Below are 14,697 nucleotides of genomic sequence, written 5' to 3'. Positions count from 1 at the left end.
ATAAGATGTGTTGCGGCCATGTGTCAACCGCATCACTTCATTGCGGGCCCATGGCCCACTCAATATATAATAGAGTAATCTTACTGTGCCGGAGTCGGGGTGATCAGATAGGTCACCTTGGTGCGGTGAAGTATCTCGTCGACACGCTTTACTTCATCGGCGGCCGGACCGAATCCCTCGGCGGCCGAAAGGCTGAAGAGTTCACGCGCCCGATTTAGGTCGCCGTTGAGAGCGGCCAATGTGGCCCTCGAATAGACGGCCTCGGAACGGTCGCCCGCAAAGCGCAGTCGATCTGTAGCCTTGGCGAGCTCTCCGCGCTTCATATATATATTGGCGGCATTGAGGGCTGCCTCGGGATCGAGGGGATATATCTCCGATGCTTTGAGATAAACGTTCTCATAGTCGGACGAACCTACGGGATAGGTCGCTGCTATGCGCTGAAAGTCGACGGGTCGCAGTTTGGAGGGGTCCTGCGAGAAGATGCGCTTGAGTTCGTCAATGTCAACATAAGTCTTTATGCGATATTTGACAGTATAATCGGAATGACGCAGTGCGGGATATATGCTGTCGAGCAGGAACTTATATTCGCGCGGATAGCGACGCTGTATCTCGGCATTCTTGGGATCGGGCTCCATGTCAGAGTCGATTATACCGAGAATTTCGGTCTTGTTGGACATCTCGAGGTCACTCATGCGGCGGCGCAGTCCCTCCCAGTCCTCAGGCTCATAATCGGTGCTCATGATGGCGGGATCAAAATTGTAGTGCTCGCGCACATACTCCTTGAGAGACTGCGTACGACCCATAGCGAGACGCACATTGTTGGTGTAAGAGCCTTCGGGCGAAGCGAAACCCTTGATGGTCACGCGTGTTATCACAGCGTCAGGGTCGTTTTTCACGAGGTCTATACTCTCGATAATCTTGGCCAGCTCGACTGTGTTGCGTCGATAGGTGGGGCGTATCTCCGTGCGGTTGACAATAAAGTCGATATATGCGCTTCCCTCGGCTACACGCTCCACAGCCGCATCACCCGTAAGGTCGACAAAGCGAGGATTGGGCGTGAAAGGTGGTTGAGTATAATCTATCTCTGCCAGCGGAGTATCTCCGGCGGGGAGTATAGGGTCGCAGCAGTGTCCAATCTGCTCCTTTATCTCTATGCGGCAATGCTCCATCCAGGGCAGGAATGTCACTTCGCGACGATAGTCGATGAGTTCGCCCGAGCCGGCACGATAGAGTTTCACGCCGGCAGCCAAGTCTTTGTTGCGCAAATGAGAGAAGTAACGGTTGCGTCCGGCCACACGTATCGGGTCGAGAGCTACAGTGTCGGTGCCGGCTACCGATATAATAAGAGGTGTGAACACCACCTCGCGGTCGCGTCCCGGATCGACCGAACGCGGATCAATAGTAACAGCCACCGCAAGACGGTTGCCGTCCGCGCCAAGACGATCAATATTTATATCGGTCACTTTAAGAAGATGTCCGTCGGCGGCAAGTATGGCCTGGGTGGCCGTAGCGAGCAGCATACCGGCAAGCAAACGTATGATATTATTATGTTTCATAGCTGTAAGCGGGAGGTCAGAATGTGTATACTAAGTCAATAGCCACCTTGGTTGGGCCTACATAATTGTGGGGCTGACGCGACTTTACTTTCTTGCCGCAGTCGGCACACTCGTAAACATCATAACGAGTGTAGACCCATCCGAGTCCTATCACGGCCTCAATATTCCAGTGACGGTTGATGATCCAGGAGTAACCGTAGACCACACCGGCTCCCGCCATCCAGCCCTGGTGACGGTAGTCTTTCAGTTCGCTAAAATCTGTGCCGAGGAATTTGAATGGCAGATTGAGATTGCCCCAGTTATACTGGCCTCCAAGCAGGTGCCCGCCGACAAAGTGCCCAGAGAAAGCGTCGCAAAACCAATAACGGGCCTCGGGCTGCACAAGCCAGTGTTTCCACCGACGATTATCTACAGTCCAGGCGTTAAGATTGCCACTAAGATCGACTGTCCACTTTGGTGCGGTCTTGACCTCTACCCCACCATTAAGTGTAAGAGTAACATCATCAAGAAGATTAGTCTTGACGGCCACATCCTGGGAATGTGCGGCCCGGCATGTGAGCAGACATAAAAACAGCGTTAACAAGCACTTGATTTTCATAGAACTTCCATAATTGGTTCGACAAGCCGCAATATCTGTGGCGACCTTTGAGCCTGACAGGCTTCGTGCCCGCAGACTATTGTATACATGAGAGCCGACAGGGCTGACGTTTACCTGCGGAATGAGATTGGAGCAAATGTTTGATGATATAAGACCTAACACCCTAACGGTCAGCAGATTAAATGCGGAATTGGGGGGGGTAAATTCTCTACTCCCCTTTCGGTATTCGCAAGCTGTAATCTGTTAGCTATAAAGCTGTATGTGACCATTATTTTACTTATGAGAGATGGCAATTATATAGTCAGGTGGAAACTCTTATAGCGGAATCCAAGTTATAGCACTATTCTATTTATGTGAGCAAAATTACACACATTCTCCGACATATGCAATATTTTGGGGTAAAATATTTGCACAAACAGGCAGAATCGCATCAAATTTTTCAACTAATCACACAGTCAACATTTATTAATTTTTTTTCTGCGAATATTTGAGTACATTTGCGTTGTTAAATCATCAATGACGGCTCCTTTCGAGCCAATGTAACATATATATTAATAAGGTATCATGACAAACGAAAAACAACTCACACCTGCCAAGGCGCAGGCCTGGGTAGAAAGCCGCGAATGGGCCAACGGCTGGGACGTCAACGCCGACGCCTCGGTCAACGCCATGGAATTTGCCACACAGTATGCAGCCAACAAGGAGCTGTGGGACAAACTTTTCACCTTCCTGCGTGACACCGACCTCTCCACCCTGCCTGCCGGCAAACATGTGATTGAAGAGGGTCGCGTGTGGGTCAACATTCTCGAATATACACCTAAAGACGCACAATCCACCAAGATAGAGTCTCATAAGGACTTCATCGACCTTCAGTATACATTTGAAGGCAAAGAGCTTATGGGCGTGGCCGGTCATGTAATCCCCACCGGTGACTATGATCCCGTGAAGGACAAGACCAATTACACCACCGACGAGGAGATCACGTACTCGCCTGCATCACCTGACCGCTTCTTCCTCTACTTCCCATGCGACATGCACCAGCCCTCAGTGGCCGCTTCCGACCCCGCCGTGCCCAGCCGCAAAGCCGTAGGCAAAATCGAATACTTCAAAGGCTAACAGTCATGGACACCAACAGCAACACCCCCGACCGTCGTTTTGCCATGAGCCGCAATCCGCTCGTACGCGCCCTCGGTGACCCGCAGGGCTGGACCCGCAGCGACCTCATAGAGTATATACGCGACAACGACATCGAGATGGTCAACTTTATGTATCCCGCAGCAGATGGCCGTCTCAAGACTCTTAACTTTGTGGTCAACTCACTCGAATATCTTGAGACCATACTCTCGACCGGCGAGCGTGTGGACGGTTCGAGCCTGTTTCCCTTCATCGAAGCTTCGCGCAGCGACCTGTATGTGATCCCGCGCTACTCTACAGCTTTCATCGATCCGTTCGCTCCGCTCCCCACCCTCTCGCTGCTCTGCAACTTCTTTGACAAGGACGGCAATCCGATGGATAGTGACTCACGCGGAGTGCTGGCCCGCGCCTGCAAGGAGTTTACCGAGGTGACAGGCATGGAGTTTGAATGTATGGGCGAACTCGAATATTACGTCATAGCCCCGGACCCCGGCTCGTTTCCCGCAACAGACCAGAAAGGCTATCACGAGTCGGCCCCGTTTGCCAAGTTTAACGACTTCCGTGTTCAGGCCATGCACACCATTGCTTCGCTCGGCGCGCACATCAAGTATGGTCACTCCGAAGTGGGCAACTTCACACTCGGCGGCATGATTTACGAGCAAAACGAGATAGAATTTCTCCCGGGACCGGCACTCAGCTCGGCCGATCATCTTATGCTCGCCAAATGGGTGATACGCAATCTGGCCTCTATACACGGTCTTGAAGTAACTTTCGCGCCCAAAATCTCTGTCGGCAAGGCCGGTTCAGGATTCCACATACACATGCGCCTGATGAAAGACGGCAAAAATGTCACCCAGACAGCCGAACGCACTCTCAGTGACGACGCCAAGCGCGCCATCGCCGGACTCATGAAAATGGCCCCGGCCATCACTGCGTTCGGCAACTGCAACCCCACCTCCTATCTGCGCCTCGTGCCTCATCAGGAGGCTCCGACTGCCGTGTGCTGGGGCGACCGCAATCGCTCGGTGCTTGTGCGCGTGCCTCTCGGCTGGACTTCGGGCAAGGACATGTGTGTGCAGACCAACCCCGGTGACCCTTGTGGCATCGAGACCTACGGCAAGCAGACTTTCGAGATGCGTTCGCCCGACTGCTCGGCCGATGTCTATGCACTGATAGCGTCGTTGTGTGTGGCCGCTCGCATCGGCTTTGAGATGGACGACGCTCTTGAGGTGGCCAAGGATACATCTGTCGACGTCAACATACACGCCGCCGACAATGCCTCACGTCTCGCCCGCCTCACCACTCTGCCTACCTGTTGCGTGGAGTCGGCCGACAAGCTCGAGGAGATGCGTGAATATTTCGAGGCCCGCGGTGTATTCTCGCCCTCGATGATTGACGCAGCCGTCAGCAAGCTCCGTGCTTATAACGACCGCAATCTCGCCCAATATCTCAAAGATAATCCCGAAGAAGTGAAATCACTCGTCAAGGAGTATTTCCACTGCGGGTAAGCATCACAAACTGAATAACACCCCCGATTCATAAAAAAGGACACAAGTGATATATCCCGGACAGACATCATCAGTCCTTGTGTCCTTTTTTTGAATTAACACCCATTAGCAAAACACTACCGCCACAATGACCCCAGAACAACGCATCGGGGAGCTGCGTGATCAGCTCAACCGCCACAACCGTCTCTACTATGTGGAGAATAACCCGGAAATTTCCGACCGCGAATATGACATGCTCATGAAAGAACTCGAGGCTCTCGAGCTTGAGAATCCACAACTCGACGACCCTCTGTCGCCAAGCCGGCGCGTAGGTTCCGACCTGACCAACGGATTCACTCAAGTAGTGCATGCCCGCCCTATGCTCTCGCTCGGAAATACGTATTCGCCTGCCGAAGTCGACGAGTGGGTGGAGCGATGCAACGATACTTTGGGAAATTCGGGCGGACTCCTGTCGGTGCCCATTGTCGGTGAAATGAAGTATGACGGCACAAGCATCTCGCTCACCTATGAGCATGGACGTCTGGTAAGAGCCGTGACGCGAGGCGACGGCGAGAAAGGCGACGATGTGACATCAAATGTCAAGACCATCAAAAGCATCCCGCTTGTGCTTGCCGATGGCGACTGGCCTGAATCGTTTGAAATCAGAGGCGAGATAGTGATGCCATGGAAAGAGTTTGACCGGCTGAACGAAGAGAGGGCTTTTAACGAGGAACCGCTCTTTGCCAATCCTCGCAACGCAGCCTCGGGCACACTCAAGATGCTGAGTGCGGCCGAAGTGTCACGCCGCGGGCTTGATGCCTATTTCTACTACCTGCTGTCCGACTCCCTGCCGGCCGACAACCATTATGAAAATATGCTCAAGGCGCGCCAATGGGGATTTAAGGTCAGTGAAGTCATGACACTGCTCCACAGCGCGGCTGAGGTCGACGATTTCATCAACCGCTGGGACGTGGAGCGTCGTAACCTGCCGGTGGCCACGGACGGGCTTGTGTTCAAAGTCAATAATCTGCGTCAGCAGCTCAACCTCGGCTACACGGCTAAATCACCACGCTGGGCCATAGCCTACAAGTTTGCCGCCGAACGCGCGCTGACACGTCTTGTCGAGGTGTCATTTGAGGTGGGACGCATGGGTGTCATCACACCTGTGGCCAATCTCGAGCCGGTATTGCTGTCGGGCACAGTCGTGAAACGCGCGTCGCTTCATAACGAGGACATCGTGAAATCGCTTGATATACATCAGCATGACATGCTTTATGTAGAAAAAGGCGGCGAAATCATTCCTAAAATCACAGGTGTGGAGGTAAGCAAGCGTGAGCCCGGAAGCGGACCGGTGGAGTTTGTGAAGACATGCCCCTCATGCGAACAGCCTCTGACACGCATGCCGGGCGAAGCCGCGTGGATATGCACCAACAAATATGGTTGCCGTCCGCAGATTATAGGCAGGCTTGAACACTATGTCGGCCGCCACATGATGGACATCGAAGGTGTCGGTGACGAGAACTGCTCACTGCTGTATGATGCAGGTCTTGTCAAGGATATAGCCGATTTCTACACACTCACCACCCCACCCCTCGAGGCTCTTGAAAGAGTCGGTCCGCGCACGGCTCAACGCATCGTGGACGGTGTGGAGGCTTCAAAGAACGTGCCTTTTGACCGAGTGCTCTACGCTCTGTCAATCCCGTTTGTAGGCGAGACAGTCTCGCGCAAGATTGCCCGTGCAGTCAGAAGCATCGACAATCTGATGACTATGAGCCGCGAAGAGCTTGTGGCACTTGATGATGTTGGCCCGCGTATAGCCGACTCAATAATCGAATTTTTCGCCTATGAGCCCAATCTCAAACTGGTGGAGCGTCTGCGCGCTGCAGGTGTACAGATGTCACTTCCCGAGGAAGACCTCTCGGATCATACCGACCTGCTGGCCGGGAAAAGCATTGTGATAAGCGGTGTGTTCAGCCTCCATTCGCGTGAGGAGTACAAGGCCCTAATTGAAAAAAATGGCGGTAAAAATGTCGGTTCCATATCCAAAAAGACCGATTATGTGCTGGCCGGAGACAATATGGGACCGTCAAAACTTGAAAAAGCAAGCAAACTCGGCATACCTATCATAAACGAGCAGCAATTTCTCGAAATGATAGGAGGATAAGTTATCATAACATATAAATAAGAAGGATACAAAACGGAACTTTTATACCGTTTTGTATCCTTCTTACTTATATCATTCTATCTTTCATCCAGTCAAGCATCGTATCATAGACCTGACGGCGCACAGACGGACGTGAGAGTACGAGATCATGCAGACCTCCGGCAAAGCTGACTTCGGTCACATCCGGTCCGAGCATGCGGCCATAACGCGATATTGATGACACATCGAGTATGGCATCAGCACAATTGTATCTCTCCTTCGGATCACCATGTCGCACCGATTCAGCCGAGTGCATTAACAATACCGGCACTTTTATTGCGCGGTGGCGCAATTGCATCTGAGCCCGGTGAATGGCTCTCACCCACCCTGCGTCCGGATCGGGAAGCACATCGGGTTTCCAATCGCGGCGATATGTCCACTCTCCGTCAAAGTTGGCCAGAAGCGAACGCGCATAACCGTCGTCAGGAGCCTGTTTTACCGGCAGACGGGGCACTAACCGACCCAACGCGCTGACAGCGGGTATGGCAAAACTTTTCATCCATCCGGGCAGATTCCAGTCAAGAAACGGGCTGTTGAGCATCAGACCTCTCACCTTATCGGACGGCGATTCCGACATATAGAGCGAGGCCGTGAGACCGCCGGTGGAGTGACCGAGCAGCACGACCGATGCCATGCCGTCAGCCAGTGTCACTTCTATACAGGCGTTTATGTCAGCAAAATATTCGTGCAGGTCTCTTACCTGAAACATGTGCTGGCCGGGCATAAGCGAACGACCGTATTTACGCAAGTCTACGGCATAAAAGCTATAGCCATGACCGACAAACATATCGGCCATCTCTTTCTGAAAGAAATAGTCGCTGAATCCGTGCACATAGACTATCGACAGCCCATTGGACGGCTTGGCAATCTTGCGTATGACGGTGCTGCGCACCGGTCCGCTGTAATCATCGGGGTGCGCCACATATGTCATCTCATAACCGTCGCCAAGCATGTCGGGCATCCAGACGTAAGGCGACAGGGTGTTAACATCAGTCTTCTTCATCATACATCTAAACAATCGGTGCGCGTGTTTTGCTCAACCGGCATCTGATAAAAAGTTAAAATACATTTCATCTTGCCCGGATTTTGCAAACAAGCGTTAATTATTTGGGGGGGGGTAATTTTTATTGTATATTTGCAATGACCAAACTTAATAATATATTATTTCCAAATCAATAAAGTTGTATACATAAAAACGCATTTACATCCTACAACTTAATATAGAAGCACATTTATTGGGTATAATTTTTTATACCACCGGCATTCATCCACGACGTTAAGTACGAAGAATGCAAGCCCCCGGAGATAGCATACCTACCGCCGGGGGCTGTTGTTTCATCGAAGCATCTCAAACAATTATTTGACAGCCTTGAAGCTCATGTCAAGACCTTTGACCGAATGTGTGAGCGCACCGACCGATATGAAGTCGACGCCACACTCGCCATAAGCTCGGAGTGTATCGATGGTAATACCACCTGACGACTCGACCTCTGTACGTCCGTTGATGAGCTTCACAGCCTCGCGGGTGCGTTCGGGCGTGAAATTGTCGAGCATGATGCGGTCGACTCCGGCTGCGAGAGCCTCATTGATTTCATCTGTATTTCGCACTTCCACTTCAATCTTGAGATCTTTACCCTTGGCCTTGCAATACTCTTTGGCCGCATTGACAGCCTGAGTGATGCCTCCGGCAAAGTCTACATGATTGTCCTTGATAAGTATCATGTCAAAAAGACCTATGCGATGGTTGCAACCTCCGCCTATGCGCACAGCCTCCTTCTCAAGCATACGAAGTCCCGGGGTGGTCTTACGCGTATCAAGCACCTTGGTCTTCAGTCCCTCGAGACGCTGCTGATATTTGTCGGTTACGGTAGCTATACCGCTCATGCGCTGCATGATGTTGAGCATCACGCGCTCGGTCTGCAGAAGCGAGCGCACCTTACCCTCTACCTCAAAGGCCACATCGCCGGGCTTTACATGAGCTCCGTCGTTGATATACACGGTCATCTTGAGTTCGGGGTCGAATTTCTCAAACACCTTGCGGGCCATCTCCACTCCGGCGAGGATGCCCTCCTCCTTGATGATGAGACGCTGAGTGCCGCGCTCAGTGTCGGGAATGGTGCTGAGTGTGGTGTGATCACCGTCACCTACATCCTCAGCAAATGCGAGAGTGAGAAGGTCGTCGATAAGTTGGTCTTTTGTTTTCATTTTTATTCGTATCTTTGCGTTGTGAAAATCGTATTGATAACTGTGGGTAAGACATCCACAAAATATATTGCTGATGCCATAGGCGAGTTTGTGAAGCGTATCAACCGATACGCTCCTATGGAGATATTAACTGTGCCCGACCTGAAGTCGACCCGCGGGCTCACCGAGGAGATGCAGAAACAGCGCGAAGGTGCCGGCATCATGAGTATGCTGCAACCCGGCGACCATGTGTGTCTGCTCGACGAACGCGGTCGTGAGATGACTTCGCGCGAATTTGCCTCGATGATTGACAGCCGCATGAATCAGGGTCTGAAACGACTTGTATTTGTAATCGGAGGCCCTTACGGCTTCTCGCAGGAGGTGTATGGCAGAGCCGACAGCAAACTATCGCTCTCACGCATGACATTTACCCACGAGATGGTGAGACTGTTTTTCACCGAGCAGGTGTATCGAGCCATGACAATTCTCCGCGGCGAGCCATACCATCATGATTGACAGGCATTTTAAAAATACCTGTCAACCGGTTCATTTAAGCTTGCCGCCTTTTACTCCACCTGATAGAGAGAAGATATTCTGGTCATAGCTCACAGTCTTCTGACCCTGTTCGCGGCTGCGTTTCAGGGCGAGCTTGACGAGACGGTCCATCAGTTGGTCAAACTTCAGGCCTGTAGCCTCCCAGAGATAAAATGACAGCGAGCCGGGAATGGTGTTGATTTCATTGACAAATATCTCTTGGGTGTCATCGTCTATAATAAAGTCGATGCGGCTCACACCATGACATCCGAGCACACGGAATGTCTCGCCGGCAAGAAACTGTATGCGTTCGGTCATCTCTTTGGGCAGATCGGCAGGGATACGCTTTTGTGAGGCCTGCATGCCTTTCGCGCCCTTGGTACCACCCATGTATTTATCCTCGTATGACAGGATTTCGGCACTCTTGATGGGCTCCTCAAGCACCGAAGCCTGATATTCGTCGCAGTCACCAAGTACCGAGCAGTTGATTTCCTTGAGATTGTCAACCATATGTTCTACAATCAGGCGGGAAGAATATTTCTCAGCCTCTTCTATCTTGTCTATGAGCTGACGGCGGTCGGCTGCACGACCTATGCCAACGCTCGAACCAAGATTGGCGGGCTTTACAATGACGGGATAGCCGATTTTATCCTCGATTTTTGCGATGATTTCATCACGTTTTTTAAACCACTCTTTGTCAGTAAACCATACATAGTCAATCACCGGCACTCCACACTCGCGAAGTATCATCTTCATTGTGATTTTGTCCATGCCATTGGCACTTGCGAGCGTATTGCATCCGGCATAGGGGATGCCGATGGTCTCGAGCACACCCTCAAAGATGCCATCTTCGACATTAGAGCCGTGAAGCACGGGGATAACCACATCAAGAGTGGTAAGCACAGCCGAGCCAAACATGGGCTTCTTGACACGATAGAGGTTGTAGTCACCATAAGATGGTTCCATATACACCTGCGTGCACTTGGCTAGCAATGCTGGGATATCGCGATAGTTGGCAACATCAAAAAGCGCGTCGCCTGTATAGAAACGCCCCTGCTTGGATATATATATAGGTGTCACGTCATACTTCTCGCGGTTGATGGCATGCATGGCCTGCGAAGCCGATATTACGGAAATCTCATGTTCGGTGGAGCGTCCTCCGAAAAATACTCCGATGTTGGTTTTCATCTTTATTATATTGTTTTTTTGAAGGTCGGGACGAGATATTATCTCCTCTCCGACCTATACTTTAACTTTACACTCTTAGTCCTCGATTACTTGAACGTATCAGGCAGGTCGTTCTCGTAGAGCACGGTGTCACCTGCACGCAACATGCCGGAGAGAAGGCGTTGTGACTCGGCAAACGTTGCTACTGTATGCACCTCGGCAGTGCGCGTCTCAACCGACTCTATGCCGGAGACTATGGCATCACGGTTGTATTCGCCGACCACGATGGCAATATCTGCCGACACGGCAATCTTTCGGCCAAACTCACGGTTGAGTTCTTCCTGACGTTCCCCAAGCTCTATCATACCAGGGGTCACGATGATACGTCGGCCTCCGGTCATCATGGCAAGCACGTCAAGAGCCATACGCGAACCGGTGGGATTGGAATTGAACGCATCGTCGATAATGGTAACGCCTCCCGGCGTACGCTTCATGCTCAGGCGGTGCTCCACCTGGTCGATACGCGACACTGCATAACGTATCTTGTCGACAGGCACGCCAAGGCGCAAGGCTACGATGATTGCAGCAAGCAGATTGCTCACATTGCACTCACCCACCAGACGAGTGTCAAACTCCTCGGCAAGCCCGTCGGGGCCTTTGACTGTAAAATGGGTGCCCGAAGGTGAATAAGTGATGTCTGTAGCGATATATCCGGCATTGTCGACAGACGATACTGCATAACGCACACACTCCACATTGTCGACCCAGCGCGAGGCTACGTAGGGGAAATCATCGTTGACCACAGCAAGGCCGTCGGAAGGGAGAGCGTCAACGAGTTCAAACTTGGTGCGCTGCACATTCTCAATCGAGCCGAACGACTCGAGATGCTGCTCGCCGACGGCTGTGACGATGCCGACCGTGGGGTGCACCAGGTCGCATATCTCCTTTATATCACCGATCTGCTTGGCCCCCATTTCGACTATAAACACTTCGTTGTAAGGCTTGAGATATTCGCGCACAGTACGAATTACACCCATTGTCGTGTTGTAACTGCCGGGAGTCATCATCACATCAAAGTGCTCGGAGAGTATACGGTTGAGATAATGTTTGGTACTTGTCTTGCCATAGCTGCCTGTAATGCCGACAATCTTAAGGTCGGGCATGGAACGGAGTATTCGCTCGGCATCGCGATAATAACGGTCATTGATATGTTTCTCGACCGGACGCAACAGCCAGTTGGCCGCAAAGGCAAACAAATGAGAGAAACAATAGACAAGAAGAGCGGCTATAGCGGCATACTCCAATGCGTGGCCGACGCGCAGACCGATGACAGCAGCCGGCACCACAACGACAAACGAGAGCACAAGCATGGTCAAAAGTATGCGCCATGCACGCTGCGTCATCACAAGCGGTTTCTTATATTTACGTCGCGAGAGTGTCACGATGTTGACCAGCGACACAACAGTGATAAGAATCATTCCCACAAAAGGCACCGAAAGTGTCGACATTGACGCGAGCACTACGGCCCCGCTCACCAGGCGCATCACCGAAGTGGTGTCCTGCGATGCATGCAGCCAACGGTTATAACGTTCGTTGCGATAAGAATTTTGCTGAAGCATCATGAGGTCACGGCGAAACTCGACGACGTAACACCATACGGCCAGAAGCGTGGCAAGTATACTTAGTATCATTCCTTAATTTTGAATGTATATGGTGATAAAATTATTTTTTTAGCGAGTCGAGAAAACTGCGGAGCACCGCGGCAAACTGTCCGGGATTGTCAAGAAAACTGTAATGGCCGCATCCCGCAAACGACACGAGCCCGGCCCCGGGTATCAGTCGCTCCATTTTACGAGCGTCGGCAATCGGTGTAGCCGTGTCATTTTCGCCCCACACCAGAAGCGTGGGAGCCTTGATGAGCGCGAGCCTGTCGGTAAGATCCTCATTGACTACTCGCGAGAGTATGCGACGCATCATAGGCGAAGCCGAGGCATAGTCGCTTGAGCCGGCATTGGCTCGACGGGCGTCAAGTCGCCGCTCGGCCTCCTCGCGGCCATACACAAGATACATCAGCCGCTTCATTGCCTTGAAAGTATAGACTTTCCAATAATATTTCAGCGTGCGGTGAGGCTTGATGCCGGCAGCATCAACAAGTATCAAGGCCTCGACGTCATCGTGACGCGAGGCGTAAAGTATGCCCACACGTCCGCCGAACGAATGTCCGAGAAGCGTGGGTCGTTTTATGCCGAGAGTAGAGATAAACTGCTCCATCAGGCGGGTATAGTCATCGACACCCCACACTTCGGCCGGCTCCTGCGACCGGCCGAAACCCGGAAAGTCGACATTTATAACCCTGTAGCCGGCCTGCAAGGCTGTACGCTCGACCGATGCAAGCGTGGAATGGTCGCATCCCCATCCATGCATGAGGATTATGACGCGTTGGCCGTCACCATTGTCGGTGTAGTGCAACTGCAAGCCGCGGATAGTAATGTCCTTGTCCATTTATATAACGCATGGCGCACCGATTGGCGACGCGCCTTAAAAATAACGTACAAAATTATAAAATTCTTCAGCGTTATGCAAACAGAGATTGGACACAAAAGATTCAAAAGGACAAAAGAAACATAAGTTTTTTACTTTTCACATGTCATATGACGGATATAACACATGTTAAGCTAAAAAACTTATGTTTCTTTTGTCCTTTTGAGGCTCTTAATTTTATCAGGCCTTGTCGAGCTGAGATAGCGCGAAGGCATAGGCTCCGGCCGAGATGGCACGACTGGCTCCGAGGCGGGAGAACGTGACACCGATGCGCTTCATGTCATCATACTCGACAGTGAGGTTGGTGCCGCGCACAGTGAGCGAACGTTTGTTGCCCCGTACAAAGGTCTCAAATTCGGCCGGATTGTCGAGGTCAAGCACCTCCATCTGCACACGTTTCACCTTGTCACCCCCGAGTGTGACATAGCTCGAGCGCAATACTTCAAGCAGCGAGGGGAGTATATGATGACGGGCGGCTGTGATGCCTCCGCCTATCACTATAATGCCGTCCACGAGTTGAGCCGCTATGGCCATGGCATGACCGGCGGTCTCGCCAAACTCGGCAAATGCCTTCTTGGCGGCATCGACATTGCCCTCACGCTTGCCGTCGGCTATCTCGCAGATTTCCTTGGGTTCATAGCTGTGGGAAAAGTCGCCGGAGGCCTCGGCATAAACACGTTTGATAGCTCGCACCGAGACTCCCTCCTCGGTGATAATCCCCTCCTTGGTCTTGTGAGGCAGACAGAAAGTCTCCACACATGAATTATCTCCGCGATTGAGCTCACCGTTGATTACCATACCGATGCCAAAGCCGGTGCCGAAAGTATAGCCGAGCATGTTTTTATATCTGCGCGAACTGCCGGCCTCGGCCAGACGTTTGTTAACATCCGGAAGCGCACCACACAGAGCCTCGCCATAGGCAAAAAGGTCACCGTCGTTATTGATAAACACCGGCAGGCCTAACTCGTTCTGAAGAAACGGGCCGAGGGCCACACCTTCGCGAAACGAAGGAAAGTTGGGCAGATATCCGCCGATAATGCCGTTGGGATAGTCGGCCGGGCCGGGGAAAGCAAAACTTATGGCCACCGGTTTCTCATCGAGCGAATCTATTACTTCACGAAATCCCTTGACCATAGTGTCGAGACATAGGTCGAGGTCATGGGCATTGGAGGGATAGGTCACAGGCTCGGTGATATATTCACATCCGCGCATGGCTCCAAACACAAGATTGGTGCCACCGGCGTCAAGTGTGATTACGATTCGGTTATCGTGTATATACATATAAATTTTAAT

At 51.8% G+C, this 14,697-nt stretch carries 12 protein-coding genes; 4 read left to right on the top strand and 8 right to left on the bottom strand.

Features of this window, described 5'->3' with window-relative positions; translation table 11 throughout:
* Window positions 1-80: 80 nt before the first annotated feature.
* Both QGT73_RS11100 and QGT73_RS11095 read right to left on the bottom strand, forming a co-directional pair.
* On the bottom strand, window positions 81-1,556 hold the full coding sequence (locus QGT73_RS11100; RefSeq protein WP_280122476.1) for a DUF3868 domain-containing protein: 1,476 nt from the start codon (window positions 1,554-1,556) through the stop codon (window positions 81-83).
* Between the two features lie 16 nt (window positions 1,557-1,572).
* Complete coding sequence (locus tag QGT73_RS11095) at window positions 1,573-2,154, bottom strand: DUF3575 domain-containing protein (RefSeq protein ID WP_123616924.1); 582 nt, start codon at window positions 2,152-2,154, stop codon at window positions 1,573-1,575.
* Between the two features lie 564 nt (window positions 2,155-2,718).
* Here QGT73_RS11095 and QGT73_RS11090 point away from each other — a divergent pair.
* The 3 genes from QGT73_RS11090 (at window position 2,719) to ligA (ending at window position 6,939) form a co-directional block, all read left to right on the top strand.
* On the top strand, window positions 2,719-3,270 hold the full coding sequence (locus QGT73_RS11090; RefSeq protein WP_280122475.1) for a NanQ anomerase/TabA/YiaL family protein: 552 nt from the start codon (window positions 2,719-2,721) through the stop codon (window positions 3,268-3,270).
* Between the two features lie 5 nt (window positions 3,271-3,275).
* On the top strand, window positions 3,276-4,796 hold the full coding sequence (locus QGT73_RS11085; protein ID WP_425278398.1) for a glutamine synthetase family protein: 1,521 nt from the start codon (window positions 3,276-3,278) through the stop codon (window positions 4,794-4,796).
* Window positions 4,797-4,923: 127 nt separating this feature from the next.
* Window positions 4,924-6,939 (top strand): NAD-dependent DNA ligase LigA, encoded by a 2,016-nt coding sequence (gene ligA / locus QGT73_RS11080; protein WP_280122474.1) that lies wholly within the window; start codon window positions 4,924-4,926, stop codon window positions 6,937-6,939.
* Window positions 6,940-7,006: 67 nt separating this feature from the next.
* Here ligA and QGT73_RS11075 read toward each other — a convergent pair whose 3' ends face one another.
* Both QGT73_RS11075 and nadC read right to left on the bottom strand, forming a co-directional pair.
* On the bottom strand, window positions 7,007-7,984 hold the full coding sequence (locus tag QGT73_RS11075; protein ID WP_280122473.1) for an alpha/beta hydrolase: 978 nt from the start codon (window positions 7,982-7,984) through the stop codon (window positions 7,007-7,009).
* Window positions 7,985-8,334: 350 nt separating this feature from the next.
* Complete coding sequence (gene nadC, locus QGT73_RS11070) at window positions 8,335-9,183, bottom strand: carboxylating nicotinate-nucleotide diphosphorylase (RefSeq protein ID WP_280122472.1); 849 nt, start codon at window positions 9,181-9,183, stop codon at window positions 8,335-8,337.
* Between the two features lie 21 nt (window positions 9,184-9,204).
* Between nadC and rlmH the strand changes: the two genes are divergently transcribed.
* Window positions 9,205-9,678, top strand: a complete 474-nt coding sequence (gene rlmH / locus QGT73_RS11065; protein WP_123616919.1) for a 23S rRNA (pseudouridine(1915)-N(3))-methyltransferase RlmH — start codon at window positions 9,205-9,207, stop codon at window positions 9,676-9,678.
* A gap of 30 nt (window positions 9,679-9,708) precedes the next feature.
* On the opposite strand, the gene QGT73_RS11060 is transcribed toward rlmH, so the two are convergent.
* The 4 genes from QGT73_RS11060 to QGT73_RS11045 all read right to left on the bottom strand — a co-directional run bounded on the left by QGT73_RS11060 (window position 9,709) and on the right by QGT73_RS11045 (window position 14,685).
* The gene (locus tag QGT73_RS11060; RefSeq protein ID WP_280122471.1) at window positions 9,709-10,884 is read right to left on the bottom strand and encodes a D-alanine--D-alanine ligase family protein; all 1,176 of its coding nucleotides are present in this window, start codon (window positions 10,882-10,884) and stop codon (window positions 9,709-9,711) included.
* A gap of 86 nt (window positions 10,885-10,970) precedes the next feature.
* Entirely contained in the window at window positions 10,971-12,554 is a 1,584-nt protein-coding gene (locus tag QGT73_RS11055) for a UDP-N-acetylmuramoyl-tripeptide--D-alanyl-D-alanine ligase (RefSeq protein WP_280122470.1), read from the bottom strand.
* A gap of 31 nt (window positions 12,555-12,585) precedes the next feature.
* A complete protein-coding gene (locus QGT73_RS11050) occupies window positions 12,586-13,365 on the bottom strand; it encodes an alpha/beta fold hydrolase (protein WP_280122469.1) in 780 nt (259 codons plus the stop codon).
* A 219-nt stretch (window positions 13,366-13,584) separates the two neighbouring features.
* A complete protein-coding gene (locus QGT73_RS11045) occupies window positions 13,585-14,685 on the bottom strand; it encodes an ROK family protein (protein WP_280122487.1) in 1,101 nt (366 codons plus the stop codon).
* Window positions 14,686-14,697: the final 12 nt, after the last annotated feature.

The sequence above is a fragment of the Duncaniella muricolitica genome, from assembly GCF_910574735.1.
Classification (GTDB): domain Bacteria; phylum Bacteroidota; class Bacteroidia; order Bacteroidales; family Muribaculaceae; genus Duncaniella; species Duncaniella muricolitica.
The sequence above is the reverse complement of the archived record's forward strand: the minus strand, read 5'-3'. Positions and strand labels throughout refer to the sequence as shown.

What these genes read in the sequence shown, in the direction of transcription:
- ligA (WP_280122474.1), top strand. Translation starts at nt 4,924, where the DNA reads ATGACCCCAGAACAACGCATCGGGGAGCTGCGTGATCAGCTCAACCGC.
- QGT73_RS11060 (WP_280122471.1), bottom strand. Translation starts at nt 10,884, where the DNA reads ATGAAAACCAACATCGGAGTATTTTTCGGAGGACGCTCCACCGAACAT.
- QGT73_RS11100 (WP_280122476.1), bottom strand. Translation starts at nt 1,556, where the DNA reads ATGAAACATAATAATATCATACGTTTGCTTGCCGGTATGCTGCTCGCT.
- QGT73_RS11095 (WP_123616924.1), bottom strand. Translation starts at nt 2,154, where the DNA reads ATGAAAATCAAGTGCTTGTTAACGCTGTTTTTATGTCTGCTCACATGC.
- QGT73_RS11050 (WP_280122469.1), bottom strand. Translation starts at nt 13,365, where the DNA reads ATGGACAAGGACATTACTATCCGCGGCTTGCAGTTGCACTACACCGAC.
- QGT73_RS11090 (WP_280122475.1), top strand. Translation starts at nt 2,719, where the DNA reads ATGACAAACGAAAAACAACTCACACCTGCCAAGGCGCAGGCCTGGGTA.
- QGT73_RS11075 (WP_280122473.1), bottom strand. Translation starts at nt 7,984, where the DNA reads ATGATGAAGAAGACTGATGTTAACACCCTGTCGCCTTACGTCTGGATG.
- nadC (WP_280122472.1), bottom strand. Translation starts at nt 9,183, where the DNA reads ATGAAAACAAAAGACCAACTTATCGACGACCTTCTCACTCTCGCATTT.
- QGT73_RS11085 (WP_425278398.1), top strand. Translation starts at nt 3,276, where the DNA reads ATGGACACCAACAGCAACACCCCCGACCGTCGTTTTGCCATGAGCCGC.
- QGT73_RS11055 (WP_280122470.1), bottom strand. Translation starts at nt 12,554, where the DNA reads ATGATACTAAGTATACTTGCCACGCTTCTGGCCGTATGGTGTTACGTC.
- QGT73_RS11045 (WP_280122487.1), bottom strand. Translation starts at nt 14,685, where the DNA reads ATGTATATACACGATAACCGAATCGTAATCACACTTGACGCCGGTGGC.